The following is a 19,970-nucleotide window of genomic DNA, read 5'->3' as shown; positions in this document are numbered from 1 at the left end:
TTTTATTTAAACATCCCTCAAAGTAAATCAATTCAAACGGCACTCTGGGCCTTGTTGACGGCTCTTCTCCTCTATTATGCTCTCCTATGCGTCTTTCCAGATTATCTGTAAAGCCCGTATAAAGCTCTTTATCCTTCATGCTCTTAAGAGCATACACATAATACATAAATTCTAACTAGGAATTATACCATACATATGGGAAGGATTCAAATTATATCAAGAGGTGGGTTCTATAACGAATAGGGTGTACCCAAATAGGACGTCTACTATCTTGTATGGCATGGATTACACCCTTACCCTTCCAGAAGAAGATAAGATCATCGTAGTTAGAGGACATGGTATTATGATAGAGGGATTAGGTAAGTTAGTCTATAGACTGTGGGGAATATTATCTTTCCTGTGGGGGCAGGATGATTATGTCTTATTCCTTGTTTTCTTTGAGTCTTCGAGCTTTCCGCGTAGAGACTTTTTAAGAGGAGTAATTTTTATTCTAGCGCTTGCCTTCCGAATTACAATTTCAACATCATCTAGTTTACGCCTCATGTATCTGCCGCGGCCAACCCTTCCAGATGAACTGCTGGCAGCTGCTGCGCTTACTTCAGCCTGCCAATCACCTAGTGACTCATATGGTTCGTATCTTTCTTCCCTCTTGACCTCTGCAGGGGTATAGCTAGCTGTAACTTTAAAACCACCGTCTTGCTTTTGCAAATCAAATGCTTTTTTAAAATGCTTCTTTGTAATGAAGCTTGTTACATTTGACAGCTCTTCTGCCAAAACTGCTGCTGTATCAACGAAATCTTTGTTTAATTCCGATAAACTATTTAAAGTCTGAATTCCTATTTCTACTAAATCTGCAAAATAAAAAGCTTTCTTACTATCAGGTAACATTAAATATAATTTTGAAATGCGCTCACATGTTCTATTAAACTCGCCTATATCTTTTGCTGATTTAGCTATTGTTGGAATAACATCTATAAGAAAATCCCTCTCTCCATATCTTCCAGCAAACTTGTTCTTTAGAGATAAAATGAATAAATTCTTCCTGCTATCTTTAATATATTTAATTTTTCTCTTCTCCATATGAGACAATTCATTAGTTAACCATTCACAATCTTTAGGAGTTATGCCTGAATTAACTGTTTTATCGAATAAATTATAAAATTCAGCTGTATTTTTTGATATTCCATTGAGCTCCATTAATCCCCTAATAATCCGAGCGTCATCCACGAAAAGAATTGAAGTAAAATTAACCTCATCAATCTCAAATAACTCTAAGGCCTTTTTTCGTATAATTGGGATGTTCTTTGGTCTTTTATCCCAGAGTTTTATGAGTTTCTTAACAATAACTCGCTTAACTCTGTTTTTAACTGGGGAATTTTTGGCAAGAGAACGTAGATATCTTCCTATATCCGCCTCTTCTATTATTAAAATATCTTTCATCCAAACAGATGCTTTCCAAGATACCAAATCATCGGTTTCACGCTCTAGATGCTTAATCCCATCCTCTGAGATAGGCTTAACTTTTATTCCTAATTTTTCTGAAGCTAATTTTAAAATATCTTCAGGGATTTTCTGTACGATGCTTTTTTCTGTCTCGCGAGGAACAGAATCCCCATGTTCGCCTCCCCACCATTCTAAATAGCTACCTGATAACTGATTTGAAAGAATACCTCTTCGAAAATCTATATATATAGAGTTTTTCAATTCGGCATTAGTAAATTCTTCATCGCCAAAGTCTCTGTCAAAAACAGTTCTAAACTCTTCTATGTCGCTATCATGACTAACCTGATAGTTTAAAATGACCCTACCTTCCTTTAATTCTTTCATGATTTTTGCCATTGTCATTTTAGGATACTTAATATGAGAGTTACGACAAATCCACTCTGCTATTTTCTTGTAAGCTAGCTTATCTGATATTTTATCAGTTCGCTTTTTATCTATGTTACTAGGAACTCTTAGATTCGATGAATGTGCAATATTAGTAAACAGGAAAGCTGCAAGTATGGCAAAACTAATTATCTTCCTCATTTCATACCTCCTTTGATAATGCTTTTTTAAGTCTAAGCGTATTGCAGGTAAAAAAATAGCCTCCCTTATCTCTAAAGGCTATATTTGGTTGGTTTATGCTATATTTTTATTATACTCCTATAGACGGGCTTTAGCAAGGGATTTTTAGGATAGGATTAGCGCTTCCCAGACTCTGCAACGAATCGGGCAATGATGTTTTTGGATCTATCGGATAAATTTAAAAATTGAATCCCGCACCTATAGGTAAAGGGCCTTATCTGTTTACAATGTCGGATTTCTCCTTTTATTTTCATGGCCTTTTTTAAACCAAACCGGCGGCCTTCTATCCCTATCTCTACGATTAGCCCTACAGGAAGAAAATACCTGAAAAGCATTGCTGCGCCTAATGTGCTTATATCTATAACGTTAATTCTAAAAAAACTCCCTTTTTTAGAGGTAATTCTCAGCCTCAAATCTTTATCGATTCCTAAAACAGCCTTTGCCTTTATATTGACCCGAGGCGCCAGTCTTGTTTCCATGCATCGCCCTTTCTTTAAATTTATTGACCGTATATTACGACAAATCTTCCGCCAGATACCCTTTGAATTGCAGGTTCTATAGAGTCATTCTTTGAAGAATCAGGTAAATACACTGTGCCCTTGACCTTGGACAGAGAATCATTATCCATATTCTTTAAGGTAACAAAGAAAAATTCCTCTGCGATCCCAGGGATTATAAACTCCCACTCCTCTTCTGTGTCATTTATGCCCTGCAGTTCAAGTATAAGTTCCTTCATGGCAGGACCTGGCTCTTTTATGCCTGCACTGGTAGCTTCTTTGTGCCACACTACTGCCCTGTATGAAGTAGCGTATTGAAATGCCACCTGATTAGTTATGCCTTCACCCAAAATAACGACCTTTCTGAATTTCATATCGCAGATCCTCTCGCCCTCAAGAAGTACATTCTCTGCTCCAAGCGCAACCCCTCCAACTAAACCAAGACACAATAAAAATACCACTAATCTCCTCATAACCCCTCCTTTTTCTTTATTATACACCAAATACCCTGAAGTTACAAATCCTGTGCACTTACCCCTAAGTCAGCTTCCCTCACAAATTGGTAGGCGTCGATATCTCCAAAATCCCAGATAGGTTAGGCATAAATTTTGCCTTCCATGCAATCAATATAAAATCAGCCTCTTCAAATCTTACTGAATGCGGGTAATCATCTGGGAAAGGGATTCTTGCAGTAGTGTATCCTCTTTTTAGTAAGAGATTTTCTGCAGCTTCATCTATGCGCTGACCTTCGACCTTTCTACCATCATCTATGTCTTGTTTTTTAACTGTAACTATTATAAGCCCATTTGGTTTTAATATCCTATCTGCCTGTGGTATAAGCGCCCATAATTTCCTGTCAATATTATTTATAGTTACAATATCTCGTGAATTATCGATCAACCCTGCTTTTTTGTAATCATGCTTGATCTCGGAAAGTCCATATACAACATTATGCTCATTTTCTTGAGCCTGCTTAATATATTGCGGCAATGATTCTATCCCAACACCTCTCACATTTTTAAAGAACACCTTTAAAAAATTAGTAAAGCTTGTAACAAATTCTCCTGTTCCAGTATCCAAGTCTGCAAAGGATATATTATCGGTATTAGAAAACATCGCTTTTATAAGGGATATGACTTTCCTAAAGGCAAACGTGGACTGCCATGAGGGTAATTTAGGAAGGTAAGTTTCTTGCAGCGATTGTGCTGATTCGAGATCAAACCCCCATGTGCCGCCGATGTAGGTGATGTAAGAATTATCTTTGCCATTAATAATTTTTTCAAGTCTCTCTTTAGAAAGTTGGCTGTAAATAGCTGAGTCTGTTATGGGAATACCACTACGTTTTTCAGCAAGAACTATCAGTGCTTCATCATCATATATACCTTCTTCTCCATTATTATATATAACTTCAAAATAAGGCAAATCAGAATCTTTTCCTTGGACGCTTCTATTTCCAGATATTATGTCTTCTGTATTCTTAGCTTTCATGTTAAATCTTTGGATAAGACGGATAAGCCTGGGATCAGGTTCTAAAGCCATAACTGCATCTATTGTAATTTTAGAAAATTCCGCTATATCTTCACGCGATGATATATCATTAAGAGCCATATTCATTAAGACGCTTGGAATGTCAACTAACATATCTAGCCTCTTTGCAAATTTATTTTTATCACGATCCATTGATAGCTCAAAGTAAGGTTTCCCTTCTTTATCTTTTCTTATATACCACGTTGCAAAGCCGACTTTTAGGTCACCATAACTAAGCGTGTATACATAACGATGTATTATTCTTTTCCTCTTCTCCATAGCGATATTTAGCTTGAATTCCATATCGTGGATAGTTATATTGCCTTCGTGTATGCCAGGTTCGATTTCTTGGAATTCTCCAAGCTTATATTCTGGTCCAATAATACTGCTTTTTTGAGGCAAAATATAAGGCTCGCCTTTCCATGCGACAATAGCGGATTCTATACATTTAGTGTTATAACCCAGATCGGTCAAAGCTCTCTGCTTAGCTAGAATGTCCCACTCTTTAATCTCCAGCTCATCACTAACCTTTAATTTATCACTCTGAAAAGTCAATACAATAAGACCTTCGGGACTTAGATATTTCTCTGCCTTCTCTATAGAACCTATATCGCTTATTATTACAATATTTGCTTTGTTCTCTATTTTTACATTATAATAATCTTTCAATAAACTATGTATAGTGCTGAAAGAGTCGTCCCATGGTAAAGTCAAATCTTTTACAGCGATATCGTCTTTATCAAGAAATTTACTTATGATAAATGAAGCAAGATTTATAGTAAGGACGGGATTGATAAACTTTTGCACGCAGGCACTATCCAGAGGCACCCTCAACGAATAGGCAGGATTCGCGCATAGTAATAGCACTGCTAGAATGAAATTGATTATTCGTAAATTGTAGGCTTTTTTAAACATCATCATAATCTAGACAAAAATTGCCTGCCATCAAGACAGCTTCCCGAACAAATCCAGGGCAGGTTCCTTTACAAATTGGTAGACGTCTCCGGATTCAGATTTGATAATAAACTATTTGAGCCTATAGACGGTTTAGAAATTTCTTCATATAACTTACTTGCTGCTTTATCAAAAATTTCTGGCGTTGAATTTTTTGGCAAGAGAATCGTGACACGGTTTATCTTATTAAAATCTATATCTTTACGTACTTCAGTATAGGGACAAAAGCTATCAATAAAGTTCTCCGTCATATTGCTTATTTTAACCTCCGGTTCCACAATATCGGATGTTTGCTTTACTGTTACCACTGTTTCAACTTCACCTATGCGCAAAGCAGGATCGGTAATATTTATTGTTCCCCCACTCTTCATATTAATAATTTTTGTAGGAATAAAACTTGGGCCGGCAAAAAGCCTTTTTGAACAAGATAAAATACGTATACCGTCACTGTTCCCAAACTTAAATCCAAATGTTTGCATCATTCTTGTAGCAATGGGTGTTTTCCCAGCTCCTGATTCTCCAAGAAACAATACAGCATCCCCTTTTGATGAAAAAACAATATCACCTATACTTAATATATATTCAAAAAAATCCAAAGGCTCAATGTGTTTCCCGAATTTTTCAATACCCTTTTCTATGGTGATTTCTGACTTAAGGATATCAGAATAAATATTGTTCAGCTGTTCAATAAAAATTTCGGGTCGGATTTTTTTGAAAATTTTTCTAAAGTAGTCGCCCTTAGCAATGCGAAGTATTATTTCTTCTGATAAGATTACTTCAAATTCTTTCAAATTTTTTCTTTGCTCTTTTACACGTTGCCTTAAATTATTAAATAACTTTTCTATATCCTCCTCAGAAATTTTATGGACCATGTCTTCTTGTATAATTTCCTGGACTTCCCCTGATGATTCTTCACCATTTTTTATTCTTTGCAGGTATTCAGTTTTTAAGTCTTTTTCACTTTTATGAGAAATTTCGTTTTTTTGTATAGCTTCCTCGATCCAATGTACACCTCCAGAGATTGAATCGGCTCTCACAAAATCTATAACAGCTCTTCTCACTCTATTTGACCAAGATTCATGTGAAGATTCTATTGAATCACCAATAGCGCCCCAGCCAGCTTTAAACATTCGGTTGACAGATTCCCTTAAGGAACTAGCATCTTTTTTTATCTTGTTAAACTTTGTGTTGTCTATAAGGTCTAGTTCTATTCTCATGGTATTCATAAACTCCACAACAATGCCATAGATACGCTTGGCTTCTATGCGTTCTTTGATCCTCTCTGGATCCACAGGCACCCTCAAGGCAGAAACCTCTCCTGCTACGAAAAATATTATAATCATGGGTATTATTATAAAATATTTATTAAACTTCCTCATAATCCAGACAAAAAAATGACCTTTTTGGCTCTTATATTAATGCTATATATTCTTATGTAATTATAGCATATAAAGGAAGGGTTTTCAAGGGGATTTACTCTGCTTTGGGGTCGCGGAGCATTAGTTCGTTTACGGCTTTTAGGGCGGGTTTTTGTTCGAATATTACTGAATAGACTTGCTGGGTGATGGGGAGCTCGATTTTGTGGAGTTTGCCCAGGCCAAGGGCTGCCTTGGAGGTCCAGGCGCCTTCGATTTCCATTACGGTTTTCTTTAGGAGATCCTGGGGTTTTTTGCCTTTTCCTATGTCTTCGCCAAAGTTGCGGTTACGACCTTGTTTGCTTACGCAGGTTGTGACTAAATCGCCCAGGCCGCTCAGACCGCTAAAAGTTTCCTGATTTGCACCCATGGCTTTACCAAGACGGGTCATCTCTATAAGGCCCCTTGTGAGTATGGCTGCTTTTGTGTTGGCGCCAAAACCAAGGCCGTCTGAGATGCCAGCTGCTATGGCAATGATGTTCTTGAGTGCGCCGCCGAGCTCTACACCTGTGACATCTTTATTTGTATAGACCCGGAAGGTCTCTGTCCTGAAAATATCTCTTACTTTTTGCGCCAGTGCTTCGTCCTCAGATGCGACTGTGACAGCTGTTGGTATGCCTCTGGCTACTTCAGGTGCTATGCTCGGACCTGAGAGGACTGCCAGGTCTTTTTCTCCTAAAACACTAGTTATGGCCTCGCTCATTCTCTTAAGGGTCTTTTGCTCAAGGCCCTTTGTCACGCTGACAAGGATGGCCTTTGATTCTTTTAAAGTGATTATATTTTTTGTCAGGATTTCTCTTAGAAAGCGCGATGGTATGGCCAGGATTATCAGATTTGCATCTTCACATGCTGTGGTCAGATCAGAGCTAAGCTGGATACCCTTAGGAACCTTAACGCCAGGCAGAAATTTCCTGTTTTCTCCATGCTTTTTTATGGCGTCGATATTATCTTTAAACGCGCCCCACAGGGAAACATCAAGGCCTTTATTCTTCAAAAGTATGGCAAGGGCTGTACCCCAGCCACCATCTCCTAGTACAGTTATTTTCATAATGGCTAAAGTTTAGCATACGGTAACGCGCTAGTCAATAAACAAAAACCCAACCCTTTGTTTACAAAGGGCTGGGTAACCAAGGAGGAAACAGTGTAGAATCACGGCTGCGTTAAATATTCTTTTTCGCGTTCATGAAATCTATTTCTAGAGAATGTTTGAATGCCACTGAATATACATCATTCTCTACAACAGCATAAAACTTACCCACCACATCACACACAAAGCTATCTTTCTTAGTCTTTGAGTCGCGTTTCTTAAAGATAAAGATGTGGCGTTTATTCTGATTCTGGCATGTCTTGTTCTGCCACTCCAGTAACTCCTTCTGAGTGGAAAATTTGTTGCAGCTATTGACTATGTACATGGAATGGCGCTGTGTTGTGGTCTTAACACCCTTTCTCTCTACAGTCTCAGAGATAAAGAGGTCTTTTCTTTTCTTATCTCCTGAAGTTAGGTTCTTAAAAATTAGCTCTCTCATCTTCGACCTCTTTCACTCAAAACTTTTTAAATCTTTTTAACTTGCTACACAAAAAAATGCCCTGTTTCTATTCAATATAAAGTATACCACACTATCCTAGAATTTCAAGCCACAGGCTACTTAAGAGCACTCTGTAGGCCAGGTTTAAACCTGGCCTACAGAGTGCTCTTCCTGAAGGATAGGAGTAAAAGTATGGTGCCTATGGTTATGCAAGTGTCTGCTATATTGAAAACGGGCCATATTCTAACATCAATGAAATCAATAACATAGCCACATTTGAGCCTGTCTATTAGATTACCCAGGGCGCCTGAGAGGATCAGGATGAGGCCGATATCAAAGGCCTTGTTTGAGAAAAAATTGGCCTTTTTGATGGAGCTTAAAATAAGTCCTGCTATAAAGACCACTGCTATGATCGATATTGCGATAAATATTGGAGTGCTGTTTTTGAAAAGCCCGAATGCCGCGCCTGTATTTTTTACAAAGGTGACGTGCAGGATGTTCTTTATGATAGGCATGGACTGGCCTATTGCGAGATTGGCGACAATTAGAGTCTTTGAAATTTGGTCAATGGCGAGAATTGCAAAAATAAAAACAGCGGAGATCGCTATTTGTCGTTCTCTTCTTTTGACTGGCATTGTATGCAATATTTTGCCTGTGGCACGGCCTTTAGTCGTATGGAGGGTATTTTTTTATTGCAAGATACGCACTTTCCGTACTTGCCTTCTTTTATGCGTTTCAGGGCATCATCGATATCATAGATCACTTCCTGCTCGCCGCTGGCGATATTCAAGCTGAGTTCCCTGTCGTAGCTGTCACTGGCCATGTCAGCCATATGATGACTGTAACCAGAAAGATCTCCGGATGCCTCTTTCTGAGACTTAAAACTCTCCCTGGCTATATCTTTGATCTCGTTTATTATCTCTTCTCTTTTTTGTAAAAGTAACTTTTTATACTGTGCTGCCTGTCTTTTTAGCATAATGCGTTAGCTCCCTTCTTTAATGAGCACACAACTTATGGAACGAAGTGAACATAAGTTGCTGTGCGAATTAAACCCCCACACCAATTTCTAAGCATACCAAAAGATGTCTGCTTAAATTGGTGTGGGGGTCAAATTCGGACACTTGGGTTAAAGAAATTTCCCTGAAATTTCTGTAACCCAAGTCCTCATTTGACAACATCCCTGCATCTCTTGCAAAGCGTTGGATGAGCGCTGTCGCTGCCTACGGAATCATTCCAGTTCCAGCAGCGACTGCATTTTTTGCCATCTGCCTTGCCGACCTCGATCTTCCTCTCTTCGGCCTTTTTCAATTCTACCTGCGACACTATAAAAAGCGATGGTAAGTCATTTATGTATTTTGAGAGCAGATTATACTCTAAATCATCCTTTATGTAAAGTATTATCTTTGCATCCAAAGGACTACCTATGACCTTGGCTATGCGCTTTTCTTCGAGTTCCTTCAAGACGCTTTCCCTGAGCTGCCTTAGTTTTTGCCAATTTTTCTCTAAGCTGACGTCCACTGCCTTCTCATCTACTTCTGGCCAATCTGAGAGATGCACTGAGCCTGTGGTCTTAAAATGCCGCCATATCTCCTCTGCAGTAAACGGGATAAGCGGGGCGAGTTCCCTTACCAGCGTATCAAGGATCTGGTAGAGTGCTGTCTGGGCAGAACGCCGCGCTTTTGAGGCACGGCCAAAGGTATACAGCCTGTCTTTTAAGATATCAAGATAGAAACTCGACATGTCCATGATACAAAATCTATATAGAGAGCTGGTGACCTCGTGGTATGAAAATCTCTCAAATGCATCTGTTGTGTCCTTCAATACAGAATTTAGCCGCGAGAGCGCCCATCTGTCTATCTCAAGCATGTCCTTTTTGCCAATGGCGTCCTTCTCGTAGTTAAAATCAGAGATGTTGCCGAGTAAAAATTTTGCTGTGTTTCTGAATTTTCTGTATGTCTCTACTGTGCGCTGCAGGATCTCCTCTGATATCTTCACGTCGTCAAAATAAGATGAAGAACTCACCCAGAGTCTTAGTACATCCGCGCCTTTCTTTGAAATAATCTCTTGTGGCGCAATGACATTCCCTGCTGACTTGGACATCTTTTTACCTTCTCCGTCGACAACAAAACCATGCGTGAGCACGTTTTTAAATGGTGCCGCGCCTACCACACCCATGCCAACTAATAGAGAAGTCTGGAACCAGCCTCTGTGCTGGTCGCTACCTTCTAAATAGAGGTCAGATGGAAAGCCCAAATCTTTGCGAAGCTTCAGGACAGCCTGGTGACTTGCACCTGACTCGAACCAGACATCCAATATATCTGTCTCTTTTTTAAATTTACTGCCTTTGCACTTTGGGCATTTAAAACCTTTTGGTAGAAGGTCCTTTTCGTCCTTCAAAAACCAGATATCAGAGCCTTGTTTTTCAAAAAGCTCTTCTATATACTTCATGACCTTTTGATCTATGATCTCGGAATCGCACGACAAGCAATACAAAATAGGTATTGGTACGCCCCAGTAACGCTGGCGCGAAAGACACCAGTCAGGCCTGAGTTCTACCATGCTGGAGATACGTTTTTCGCCCAGGCTGGGCACCCATTTGATCTTTTTAATCTCGCTGAGCGTTTTTGAGCGGAGATTGTTTTTATCGATTTTGACAAACCATTGTTTTGTCGCGCGAAATAACAGGGGCTGTTTGCATCGCCAGCAATGCGGGTATGAATGTGTAGTCTTTTCAGAATATAAAAGAGTTTTTTTGTCGCTGAGTATCTTAAGAACGATTTCGTTCGCGTCAAAGACATTCTTGCCTATTATAGAATCAGGTATCTCGTAATCCTTTAGCTTTACAAATCTTCCTTTATCGTCGATAGGCATGATAACCGGGAGATCATATTTTAGGCCCACGTTATAATCATCCTGGCCATGGCCAGGCGCTATGTGCACGCAACCTGTACCATCCTCGTTTGAGACAAATTCTGCCAGAACGACTTTTGAATCGCGATTTAAAAACGGGTGCTTTGTAACAAGGCCTTCAAGTGTTTTACCTTTAAAGGTTTTTACTATGTCTCCCTTTAGGCCTGTCTTTTCTTTAACAGTATCAAGAAGATCTTTTGCGAAAATCAGAACTTCATCTTTGTCAGTTTTAAATTCTACGTAATCGAGATCAGGATGCACGGCAACAGCAACATTGGAAAGCAGCGTCCACGGAGTAGTAGTCCAAACCAAAAACCCTTGTCCCTTCACCGCAAACTTAACATAAATAGACGGCGACAGATGATTCTCATATTCCACCTCTGCTTCTGCAAGAGCGGTCTCGCATCTGGCACACCAGTTGATCGGCTTAAGGCCGCGATAGACATAGCCATCTTTTGCGAGCTTGTTGAAGCTGGCTGCTACTTCCTTTTCATACTCAGGTTTTAAGGTAAGGTACGGATTATCCCAGTCCCCGAATATGCCGAGGCGTTTGAATTCTTCTTTCTGTAGACCCACGAACTTCATCGCGAATTTATGCGCCATCTTCCTGAACTCTACCTGGTCCACGTCGTGCTTTGTCTTATTTAGTTCCTTAAATAGCTGGTGCTCAATAGGCATGCCGTGACAATCCCAGCCAGGGACATAGGGCGCTCGGAAACCACGCATTGTCTTGTATTTTATAACAATATCTTTCAGGGTCTTATTCAGGGCATGGCCTATATGGATATTGCCATTCGCGTATGGCGGGCCGTCGTGCAGTATGTACTTTGGCGCGGACTTTCGCTTTTTGATTATCTTTGCGTATATGTCCTGCTTCTCCCATTCCGCAAGAATGATCGGCTCTTTCTGAGGCAGGCTCCCCCTCATTGGAAAATCAGTCTTTGGTAGATTTAGCGTCTTTTTGTAATCCATGATTATATGTACTTTCCGATTATTATGTCCAGGTCCTTTTTTGCGCGGTCTGGGATTAGTTTTTTGTCAGTTATAATAGCGTACTTCAGAGCGTTTTTGCAAGCACAATCTCTTTTTGTTTTCGCAAGCTCGGGCACGACTTTCTTTATCAGCTTCTTTGCTGTCTCGACGTTCTTGGTGAGATTCGCTATCACCATGTCAATGGTGACTATCTCATCGTGCCAGCAGTCATAGTCAGTGACAAAGGCGACTGTTGCATAACATATCTCTGCCTCGCGGCTAAGCCTTGCCTCAGGCATATTTGTCATGCCGATTATGTCCATGCCCCAGGCTTTATAAAGGTGCGATTCTGCCTTTGTGGAGAACGCTGGGCCCTCCATATTAAGGTATGTACCTTTATTATGTAGGGAGAGGTCCAGGGCCTTGCCTGCATTGAAGATCGTTTTCTTTAAATCTACGCAGACCGGCTCTGCAAAGCTTATGTGAGCGGCTATGCCTGAACCAAAGAACGTTGTCTTGCGCGCCTGATTGGTCCTGTCAACGAATTGATCTGGGAGCACGATGTCCAGCGGCTTTAGCTCCTCTTTGAAGCTGCCGACTGCTGAAATCGATATGATCTGCTCAACGCCGAGCTTTTTCATGCCGTATATGTTTGCCCTGTAGTTTAATTCTGTAGGCAATATTCTGTGACCCCTGCCATGCCTTGGCAAAAACGCAACCTCTGCCCCGTCCAGAGTGCCAACAATATAGCTGTCAGACGGCTCTCCAAAAGGCGTTTTTACCTTGATCTCTTTTTTATTCTTTAATCCATCTATCTGATATAGTCCGCTGCCACCTATAATGCCTATTTTCATGTCCTTCCTCCCAGTAATCTGTAATCTGTAGGCCAGGTTTAAACCTGGCCTACAGATTGCTTATCTTGATAGCTGATGGGACCTGGTGGTCGCTGCTTTGACTGCTTGCTTTATAATACGATCCAAGCCCTTTTGCTTAAATATTTTGAGTGCTGCTTCTGTTGTACCGCCTTTTGAGGCTACCTTTTTTACAAAGTCCTGCATGGATGTGTTAGTGGCGCTGGCGCATGCTGCTGCTCCCATGAAGGTGGCCTTTGCCAGCTGCCTGGCGATGTCTTTCTTTAGGCCGCACGCGCACGCGGCCTTTTCCAACAAGTCTGTGAATAGGAAATAATACGCTGGGCCGCTACCGCTTACAGCAGTAACTGCGTCCATGGAGGATTCCTTGACAGTAACGACCTCGCCGAATCTTGAAAAGACCTTGCGGACTGTGCTAAGGTCTTTCTTGCTCGCGGTCCTGCCAGTCGCGATCGCAGACATGCCTTTTCCTGCTACTAAAGGCATGTTAGGCATGACCCTGACGACCCTGGCAGTCTTCAGGATCTTTTCTATGAGTTTTGTTCCTATGCCAGCAGCTATTGAGATGACTAATTTTCCCTTTACATGCGGTCTTATCTCATTCAACACACTTTTTATGCGCTGTGGCTTCACAGCAAGGATAATAATATTTGACCGCCTGGCCACATCAATATTGCTCGCGCTCGTCAGAATGCGCCTGCGGCGCTTTAAGGCGCGCAGCCTGGCCCTGGCCGCATCACTTATAAGAATCTTTTGATCCATGCGCAATGCTATTGCGCTTCCAATATTACCCGCACCGATTATACCTATCATATGCGCTCCTTGGTTAAAAATATTCCGACAACAGCGATTGTATTTTAGATATTATCTTACCTGCGAAATTAGAATTATTTGAAATAGCGCTGGATTTTTTCTCCAGCCTCTTGGATGCGCCGAATCTAGCCAGTCCAAGGGCACACGCAAAAGTAGTATCCTGCATTTCGCTCGTATTGTAGATCCTGGCCATCTCCATAGGCATGTTAAAAACCTCTTCTACAGCCTCTATGAATCCATCCATCTTTGACGGCCCACCCACAACACGTATATAAGGTACCTTTTTTCTCTGTCTTGCGAATGGTTCTATCTTTTTATAGACCTCCTGCATGATCTCTTCTACTTTAGGAAAAAGAAGATTCGACACCTCGCGCCTTGAAAGACGGGCCCCAGCAGATAATGAATCAGAATCTACCCAGTTTCCCCCCGATCTATTTTGATCAGACTGAGCATCTTCGTAGCCAGGGCCCGATTTAGTAATAATGCCGCATTTTATTCTCAGTTTCTCCGCATCCTCAAACATCATCCTGAATCTATCCTGCAAGACCATCGTAAGGTCATTGCTGCCAAATGGAAAATAAAAACAATCTCTTAATTTTTTGTCACTGAATAAAGACGCCTCTGTATGATCCTTTCCCACATCAATGATCACCGCGCCTTCCTGTAATTCTTTATCACCAAATATCGCCAGGCTGGTAGCTGCGCCTGAGGTAATTATATCCTCCACCTCATAGCCTCCCATATTAATTGCCTTTGTAATATTCTGCAATATACTGACAAGGGATGTAACGATATTCAAGTCGACATCCAGCTTTGAACCAAAAAGTCCTACAGGCTCGGTGATCTCCATTTTATCATCGATATAAAATCGCTCTGGTATGAGATGTATCACTTCTCTATCAAGCGACATTGCTATGAGCCTTGCTGATTCAATGCATCTGGCTAAATCCTTTTCAGTGATCTCGCTCGGCCTATCTGAGATATGGACAGAGCCGCGACTTTTAAATGTCCTTATGTGCACGCCGGAGATGTTGGTAATGACTTTTCTGATCCTGCAATGCGCAGTAGCCTCTGCCTTTGAGATGGTCTCTTCTATTATATCAGAGAGTAGCCCAAGATTTGAGACCACGCCTTTTGAAAAACCCTTTGTAGGGGTTTCTGCAGATCCCAGTATCTTCTCCTTGCCATCTGAGGGTCTCGGCTCTAGTATTAGCGCCCTGATCGACGAAGCGCCTATATCTAATCCGCAAACAGGATCCTTGTACATATTTTACCTCGGGCCCACTATTGGATCTTCGAAACGCAGGTCAACATATTTAAACTTATCCATATCCATGCTGATCTGCTCGAGCACTGTCACAAGCACATCGAGTCTATTACGAAAATCCTCATTGCCTATCTTTATCTCAATATTAACATCATCAAAGAAAAATGAGAGATTGCCTGGATCAGCTATATCTACTACCTTCAGCCTGTACGCTGCCAGACCTTCGACACCATGTATCTCGCCTATAAGACCAATGGCCTTATCTATCTTCTCCTTTTCAAAGTCACTGAACTTAGCGGCCTGCGCCTTGGCAAGATTCATGCCCACGCCCCCGATTATGGGGAGCCCTGGATCTGGAAAATTCTTTACATCCGGCAGCAGGATCCCTTCCTCGTCGACAAAATAATACCTGTCTGAGCGGATCTGCGCGATCGGTTTTCGCAGATTCGCCTTTACGATCAATTTATTAGGTAAAAGTCTCCTGATCGCAATATCTTTAAACTCTGGATGGGCAGCCTCTATCTTCTGCTTCAGATCTTTTAGATCCATAAAAAATATGTTAGCGCCTACGATGTCTTCATTGGAGATGTTCGTCAGTGAAAGGTCTCGCAGATAGCCGTTTTCATCATATAGCTTTACCTCGATACCCTTTACTGTAAACTGACTGGTCTGGCCAAACATGTCTTTGAGCCTGACAAACCCAAAACCGACCGCGCCCACAATCGCTACTGCAATCAAGAATTTAAGGATGAGGATAAAGCGATTTTTGGGACGAGGTGAAAATGTAAATCTTTTCTTTCTGAAACGTGGTTTTTGTTTTTTTAGCTTTACCATAATGCGGACTCCGTAATTTTTAATACCAGTTTTTGGAAATCAATACCAGATGAGCGCGCTGCCTTTGGAAGCAGGCTCATCTCAGTAAGGCCTGGTATTGTATTAAGCTCTAACACCACAGGTACGCCCTTTTCACTCAATATCATATCGACCCTGGAAAAAAAACGCGCAGCCAGGGCCTTGTGCGCCATGAGTGCTATTTTCTGAGACTCTGCGTATTTGCGTTTTTCTATTTCCGCAGGCACCCTGTATTCAGTAAGTCCTTTTTTATATTTTGCCTCAAAATCAAAAAATCTCTTCTTTGGCACTATCTCGACTACAGGCAACGGCCTCTCGTCAAATATACCTACAGTGATCTCGCGACCTCGCACGTATTCTTCTATCAGCACGTCTTCACTATATTTAAATGCATCTTCAAGAGCTCTACGAAAATCCTTTTCTGAATCCACTATAGTAAGCCCGATGCTGGAGCCTTCATGTGAAGGCTTTATAACAAGAGGCGTGCCTAGTTCTTTAAAATATACCCTTGGGTCTAGTGCTTTGTCAAGGACGGCCTTATTTATTGCTGCATAGCGCGGCATAGGTATATTATGCCTCTTAAAAATATTTCTCGAGCCGATCTTATCTATGCCCAGCTTTGACGCACTAACCTTACTCCCTGTATAAGGTATATGCATCTCTTCGAGAAGCTCTTGTATGGCACCATCTTCGCCAAATCCTCCATGAAGCGCTATAAAAGCAATCTCTATATTATACGATTGGATCAGACGCCTCGCCTCTTCCCTGTAACCGTTCATGGCCTGAGCCTGGCCTAGTTCTACCAACTCTATAGGTACAGCATCCATGCCTTCATTGAGCAATGCCTTGCAGACTGCTTTTCCTGATTTTATTGATATATCGTGTTCAGAAGAAGGTCCGCCCATTAAGACGCCAACGCGCTTTTTCATATTATCTTTAACTCCAACTCCAGCTCTATGCCAAACTTATCTTTAACAGATCCCTTTGCTAATCTTATTAATTCCAGCACATCCTTTGCCATTGCATTGCCAGTGTTTACTATGAAATTCGCATGTACCCTTGAGATCTCTGCGCCGCCTGCCTGGGCGCCTTTTAATCCGCACTCGTCTATTAATCTTCCTGCAGGGGTCGAAGCATCTGGATTTTTAAACACACTTCCTGCTGACGGGAAACTCAGTTCTTGAATCCATTGCCTGGCTTTCATAAAAGAATCTATGCGGCTATTGACCGCTCTTGTCGTATCTTTTTCCAATCTGATCCTGGCGCCTAAAATACATTTCCCGTCAAGACCGCACGAGCGATATCCAAAATTTATTTCGTCAGGCTTCATATTTTTTCGCGTCTTATCTTTTAAGTCCACGACATCCACATCCACTATTATATCCTTTATCTCTCTATATACCCCTGCATCTCCTACGTCACGCACCCCTGCATTCATAAATACGCTCCCCCCAAAAGAACCAGGAATGCCTGAGAGGAATTCACACCCCCTAAGTCCAAACTCAGCGCATCTATTTACTACCTGCGCAAGAGGCGCTGCCGCGCCGACGCTCACTATCTCGCCAGTCTCTTGCTCTATCGAATCAAATTCCCTGCCGAGATTCATGATCAAGCCGTCAAAGCCTTTATCGTGCACCAGGAGATTTGTACCATTCCCAACCACAGTCAAAGACCTATTGTCTAAGTTTGCCAGCGAAATAACCTCCAGGACTTCGTCAAAATTCCCTGGCTCTAGCCAACAAAACGCAGGCCCGCCTATCCTAAGGCTAGTGTGTTGCGAAAGTAATCTCTTATAATTACGTTTTAACATAATACCTACCTCACCTCCGCAATCCCGGAGTAGTAGCCCAGGTTTAAACCTGGGCTACTACTGTGTGTCACAAAAGTGTAAAGTTACGGATGATTTTTTCAGGTAGCTCGTCTATATCACCCGCACCAAGGACAAATATTGCGTCCCCAGGCTTCACGACGTCCATAAGATGCTTCAGTACATTTTGCTTCTCGATAAAGTATACATTCTTATGGCCGTGCCTTTTTGCGCTCTCGCACAGGTCTAGCGCGCTTACACCCTCTATGGGCGCCTCGTGCGCTGAATATATATCTGTAATCACCAAATGATCCGCCAGATCAAAACACTCACCGAACTGTTCCTTGAGATATTTTGTCCTGGAATATCTATGTGGTTGAAACACGGCCACGATCCGTTTGCCAGAATCCTCAAGCACCTTTAATGTAGCCTTTATCTCTGTGGGATGATGGGCATAGTCATCTACCACAAGGACATCTGAATCGAGACGCGTTACTATAAATCTTCTCTCAGCGCCCTTAAATGCCTTGATCGAGTCTTTTATAAAAGAAAAATCCACGCCCAGCTCCATTGCAACGCCAATTGCCGCAATACAGTTCAGGACATTATGCCTGCCTATTAAAGGTATCTCCATTTTACCAAGCTTCTTACCCTTAAATATAAAATCAAATCTGGAGCCTTCCAGGCCCAAAAGTTCCACTTCTTCTGCGACTATATCAGCATCCTTAGAAAAACCGTATCGAACTATTCTCTTAGAACTCTCCCTGGCGATCTTTCTTAAATTATCATCATCGATGCAAATAAAGGCGCAGCCTTGATCCTCTGTATTTTCTATAAACCTTTTGTATGAGGCCAACACCTCATTCATTGAGGAATAATAATCCATATGCTCTTTGTCAATATTGGTACTCACGCTATAAAATGGCTTAAGCAAAAGAAATGAGCCATCTGATTCATCTGCCTCTGTAATAACCATCTTGCCCTGGCCGCAGCGGGCATTGCCATCAAGAAAACCCACATCAGCGCCTATAAATACTGTGGGATCCAGTCCTGCTGAAATCAAAAGATACGCTACAAGAGAAGTCGTAGTGGTCTTTCCATGCGCGCCTGAAATTGCTATTAGATCCTTGGCCTGCGCAATAATATTCACGGCCTCTATGCGACGTACTATAGGGATATTTCTGCGCCTCGCCTCCTGGATCTCGGCATTAGCATCTGTTATGCATGAAGAATAAATAACCTTGGTCGCGCCATTTACATTTTCAGCAGAATGGCCTTCTATAACTCGTATGCCTCTGGCCTGAAGTCTGTCTGTAACCCTTGTCTTTTTTATATCAGAGCCCTGCACGCTATAACCCTGAGAATGAAAAACTTCTGCAAGCCCGCTCATGCCAGCGCCGCCTATTCCTACAAAATGAAGCTTTTCCTTCATTCAATCACCGCCTTGATCAACGTATCGCACGCATCTACAGCACTACTGCTTTTTGCTCTCGCAGACATTTCCTTAAGCGTATCTTTATTCATAAATTTCATTATCGCGTCACGCAAATGTTCAGGCCTAAGCCCTTCTTCTTCAAGCAAAATGGCATCGCCCTTGTCCCCCAAGACCTTTGCATTGAGCCGCTGGTGACCATTTCCATGCGGATACGGTATCAATATTGATGGCTTACCAAGATATGATAATTCTGATACAGTCATGGCGCCTGAACGGCCGATCACAAAATCACATTCACTATAAAGCCTGGCAATATCTTCTGTAAAAGAAAAGACTTTATTGTTTATCCCTTTATCGGTATACAGGCGCCTTACTCTTTCCTCGTCCTTGTACCCTGTGATATGGATCATTTCCAGTAAAGGCTTTTTTTTCTCATCCACTAAGGCAATTGCCTCTGGTATAAGTCTATTCAATGCATGGGCGCCCTGACTGCCACCCATTGCAAGTATTGTAAAGCTGTTCTTCGTGGGCTGATTTTTTTTTAACTCTTGCCGAAGAAGATTTCCTGAAATAATGATCTTTGATTCGAATCTCTTTAAATAATTCAGGGTCTCTGGAAAGCTCACAGCGATCTTATCAACAAAACCAGCTAACATCCTATTTGCCTTTCCAGGATAGACATTCTGCTCGTGTATAATGGTCTTTTTCCCAAGCAATGCTGACAGCAAAACTATTGGCCCTGTCACATATCCGCCAAAACCCACTACTACCCCTGGCCTTAAGCGCAAAAGTAAAAATAATGCCTTTATGGTGCCAGCAAAAAGGCGGATTATAAAATTTAAAATAGCCCAAGGAGTTTTTGACTGAAGCGGAATTATAGGCAGTGTCGCGCACTCCTTTTTCAAGATCTCTTTGTCGCGCTTACGAGACGATGTTACAAAGCTCACCTCATTATAGCCGCGCAAGAGGAGCTCCTCGCCCAGCCTGATAGCTGGAAATAAATGCCCGCCAGTCCCTCCCGCAACAATCATTATTCTCATAAGCCTGACCTACTTT

At 41.6% G+C, this 19,970-nt stretch carries 19 protein-coding genes; all 19 read right to left on the bottom strand.

Annotation, left to right across the window (positions count from 1 at the left end; translation table 11 throughout):
• Positions 1-166: GIY-YIG nuclease family protein (locus tag P9L93_05690; GenBank protein ID MDP8230578.1), on the bottom strand; the 166-nt coding region annotated here is incomplete at its 3' end.
• 248 nt (positions 167-414) lie between these two features.
• Positions 415-2,028: a hypothetical protein gene (locus P9L93_05685; protein MDP8230577.1), complete on the bottom strand. Its 1,614-nt coding sequence runs from the start codon at positions 2,026-2,028 to the stop codon at positions 415-417.
• A 155-nt stretch (positions 2,029-2,183) separates the two neighbouring features.
• Positions 2,184-2,546: a PilZ domain-containing protein gene (locus P9L93_05680; GenBank protein ID MDP8230576.1), complete on the bottom strand. Its 363-nt coding sequence runs from the start codon at positions 2,544-2,546 to the stop codon at positions 2,184-2,186.
• A gap of 20 nt (positions 2,547-2,566) precedes the next feature.
• A complete protein-coding gene (locus P9L93_05675) occupies positions 2,567-3,037 on the bottom strand; it encodes a hypothetical protein (GenBank protein ID MDP8230575.1) in 471 nt (156 codons plus the stop codon).
• A gap of 79 nt (positions 3,038-3,116) precedes the next feature.
• Positions 3,117-5,012, bottom strand: coding sequence for a hypothetical protein (locus P9L93_05670; GenBank protein ID MDP8230574.1), 1,896 nt, complete (start codon positions 5,010-5,012; stop codon positions 3,117-3,119).
• Positions 5,013-5,074: 62 nt separating this feature from the next.
• Positions 5,075-6,424: a hypothetical protein gene (locus P9L93_05665; protein ID MDP8230573.1), complete on the bottom strand. Its 1,350-nt coding sequence runs from the start codon at positions 6,422-6,424 to the stop codon at positions 5,075-5,077.
• Between the two features lie 94 nt (positions 6,425-6,518).
• A complete protein-coding gene (locus tag P9L93_05660) occupies positions 6,519-7,508 on the bottom strand; it encodes an NAD(P)H-dependent glycerol-3-phosphate dehydrogenase (GenBank protein MDP8230572.1) in 990 nt (329 codons plus the stop codon).
• 112 nt (positions 7,509-7,620) lie between these two features.
• A complete protein-coding gene (locus P9L93_05655) occupies positions 7,621-7,986 on the bottom strand; it encodes a hypothetical protein (protein MDP8230571.1) in 366 nt (121 codons plus the stop codon).
• Between the two features lie 155 nt (positions 7,987-8,141).
• Complete coding sequence (gene lspA / locus P9L93_05650; GenBank protein MDP8230570.1) at positions 8,142-8,621, bottom strand: signal peptidase II; 480 nt, start codon at positions 8,619-8,621, stop codon at positions 8,142-8,144.
• The gene (locus P9L93_05645) at positions 8,591-8,962 is read right to left on the bottom strand and encodes a TraR/DksA family transcriptional regulator (GenBank protein ID MDP8230569.1); all 372 of its coding nucleotides are present in this window, start codon (positions 8,960-8,962) and stop codon (positions 8,591-8,593) included. The genes lspA and P9L93_05645 overlap by 31 nt, the downstream gene beginning before the upstream one ends.
• Before the next feature lie 188 nt (positions 8,963-9,150).
• A complete protein-coding gene (gene ileS / locus P9L93_05640; protein MDP8230568.1) occupies positions 9,151-11,868 on the bottom strand; it encodes an isoleucine--tRNA ligase in 2,718 nt (905 codons plus the stop codon).
• Between the two features lie 2 nt (positions 11,869-11,870).
• On the bottom strand, positions 11,871-12,722 hold the full coding sequence (mtnP, locus tag P9L93_05635; protein MDP8230567.1) for an S-methyl-5'-thioadenosine phosphorylase: 852 nt from the start codon (positions 12,720-12,722) through the stop codon (positions 11,871-11,873).
• Positions 12,723-12,782: 60 nt separating this feature from the next.
• On the bottom strand, positions 12,783-13,553 hold the full coding sequence (gene proC / locus P9L93_05630; protein ID MDP8230566.1) for a pyrroline-5-carboxylate reductase: 771 nt from the start codon (positions 13,551-13,553) through the stop codon (positions 12,783-12,785).
• Positions 13,554-13,566: 13 nt separating this feature from the next.
• Positions 13,567-14,820 (bottom strand): cell division protein FtsA, encoded by a 1,254-nt coding sequence (gene ftsA / locus P9L93_05625; protein ID MDP8230565.1) that lies wholly within the window; start codon positions 14,818-14,820, stop codon positions 13,567-13,569.
• Positions 14,821-14,823: 3 nt separating this feature from the next.
• Positions 14,824-15,654, bottom strand: coding sequence for a cell division protein FtsQ/DivIB (locus P9L93_05620; GenBank protein ID MDP8230564.1), 831 nt, complete (start codon positions 15,652-15,654; stop codon positions 14,824-14,826).
• Positions 15,648-16,601 carry a D-alanine--D-alanine ligase gene (locus P9L93_05615; GenBank protein ID MDP8230563.1) on the bottom strand — a complete coding sequence of 318 codons (954 nt, stop codon included), beginning with the start codon at positions 16,599-16,601 and terminating at the stop codon, positions 15,648-15,650. The genes P9L93_05620 and P9L93_05615 overlap by 7 nt, the downstream gene beginning before the upstream one ends.
• Positions 16,598-17,482 carry a UDP-N-acetylmuramate dehydrogenase gene (gene murB, locus P9L93_05610; protein ID MDP8230562.1) on the bottom strand — a complete coding sequence of 295 codons (885 nt, stop codon included), beginning with the start codon at positions 17,480-17,482 and terminating at the stop codon, positions 16,598-16,600. Before murB ends, P9L93_05615 begins: the two co-directional genes overlap by 4 nt.
• Before the next feature lie 67 nt (positions 17,483-17,549).
• The gene (murC, locus tag P9L93_05605) at positions 17,550-18,911 is read right to left on the bottom strand and encodes a UDP-N-acetylmuramate--L-alanine ligase (protein ID MDP8230561.1); all 1,362 of its coding nucleotides are present in this window, start codon (positions 18,909-18,911) and stop codon (positions 17,550-17,552) included.
• Positions 18,908-19,954: an undecaprenyldiphospho-muramoylpentapeptide beta-N-acetylglucosaminyltransferase gene (murG, locus tag P9L93_05600; protein ID MDP8230560.1), complete on the bottom strand. Its 1,047-nt coding sequence runs from the start codon at positions 19,952-19,954 to the stop codon at positions 18,908-18,910. The genes murC and murG overlap by 4 nt, the downstream gene beginning before the upstream one ends.
• Positions 19,955-19,970 lie beyond the last annotated feature (16 nt).

Origin of the sequence: Candidatus Gorgyraea atricola, from assembly GCA_030765235.1 — a bacterium.
GTDB lineage: Bacteria > Omnitrophota > Gorgyraeia > Gorgyraeales > Gorgyraeaceae > Gorgyraea > Gorgyraea atricola.
This window is presented reverse-complemented; position numbering and strand designations above follow the sequence as displayed.

Bases quoted from the DNA above. Each gene is read 5' to 3' on its own strand.
- P9L93_05680 (MDP8230576.1), bottom strand. From the start codon at position 2,546: ATGGAAACAAGACTGGCGCCTCGGGTCAATATAAAGGCAAAGGCTGTT.
- P9L93_05685 (MDP8230577.1), bottom strand. From the start codon at position 2,028: ATGAGGAAGATAATTAGTTTTGCCATACTTGCAGCTTTCCTGTTTACT.
- P9L93_05620 (MDP8230564.1), bottom strand. From the start codon at position 15,654: ATGGTAAAGCTAAAAAAACAAAAACCACGTTTCAGAAAGAAAAGATTT.
- P9L93_05665 (MDP8230573.1), bottom strand. From the start codon at position 6,424: ATGAGGAAGTTTAATAAATATTTTATAATAATACCCATGATTATAATA.
- proC (MDP8230566.1), bottom strand. From the start codon at position 13,553: ATGATAGGTATAATCGGTGCGGGTAATATTGGAAGCGCAATAGCATTG.
- murC (MDP8230561.1), bottom strand. From the start codon at position 18,911: ATGAAGGAAAAGCTTCATTTTGTAGGAATAGGCGGCGCTGGCATGAGC.
- ftsA (MDP8230565.1), bottom strand. From the start codon at position 14,820: ATGTACAAGGATCCTGTTTGCGGATTAGATATAGGCGCTTCGTCGATC.
- P9L93_05655 (MDP8230571.1), bottom strand. From the start codon at position 7,986: ATGAGAGAGCTAATTTTTAAGAACCTAACTTCAGGAGATAAGAAAAGA.
- P9L93_05615 (MDP8230563.1), bottom strand. From the start codon at position 16,601: ATGAAAAAGCGCGTTGGCGTCTTAATGGGCGGACCTTCTTCTGAACAC.
- P9L93_05645 (MDP8230569.1), bottom strand. From the start codon at position 8,962: ATGCTAAAAAGACAGGCAGCACAGTATAAAAAGTTACTTTTACAAAAA.
- mtnP (MDP8230567.1), bottom strand. From the start codon at position 12,722: ATGAAAATAGGCATTATAGGTGGCAGCGGACTATATCAGATAGATGGA.
- murG (MDP8230560.1), bottom strand. From the start codon at position 19,954: ATGAGAATAATGATTGTTGCGGGAGGGACTGGCGGGCATTTATTTCCA.
- P9L93_05670 (MDP8230574.1), bottom strand. From the start codon at position 5,012: ATGATGATGTTTAAAAAAGCCTACAATTTACGAATAATCAATTTCATT.
- P9L93_05660 (MDP8230572.1), bottom strand. From the start codon at position 7,508: ATGAAAATAACTGTACTAGGAGATGGTGGCTGGGGTACAGCCCTTGCC.
- P9L93_05675 (MDP8230575.1), bottom strand. From the start codon at position 3,037: ATGAGGAGATTAGTGGTATTTTTATTGTGTCTTGGTTTAGTTGGAGGG.
- lspA (MDP8230570.1), bottom strand. From the start codon at position 8,621: ATGCCAGTCAAAAGAAGAGAACGACAAATAGCGATCTCCGCTGTTTTT.
- ileS (MDP8230568.1), bottom strand. From the start codon at position 11,868: ATGGATTACAAAAAGACGCTAAATCTACCAAAGACTGATTTTCCAATG.
- murB (MDP8230562.1), bottom strand. From the start codon at position 17,482: ATGTTAAAACGTAATTATAAGAGATTACTTTCGCAACACACTAGCCTT.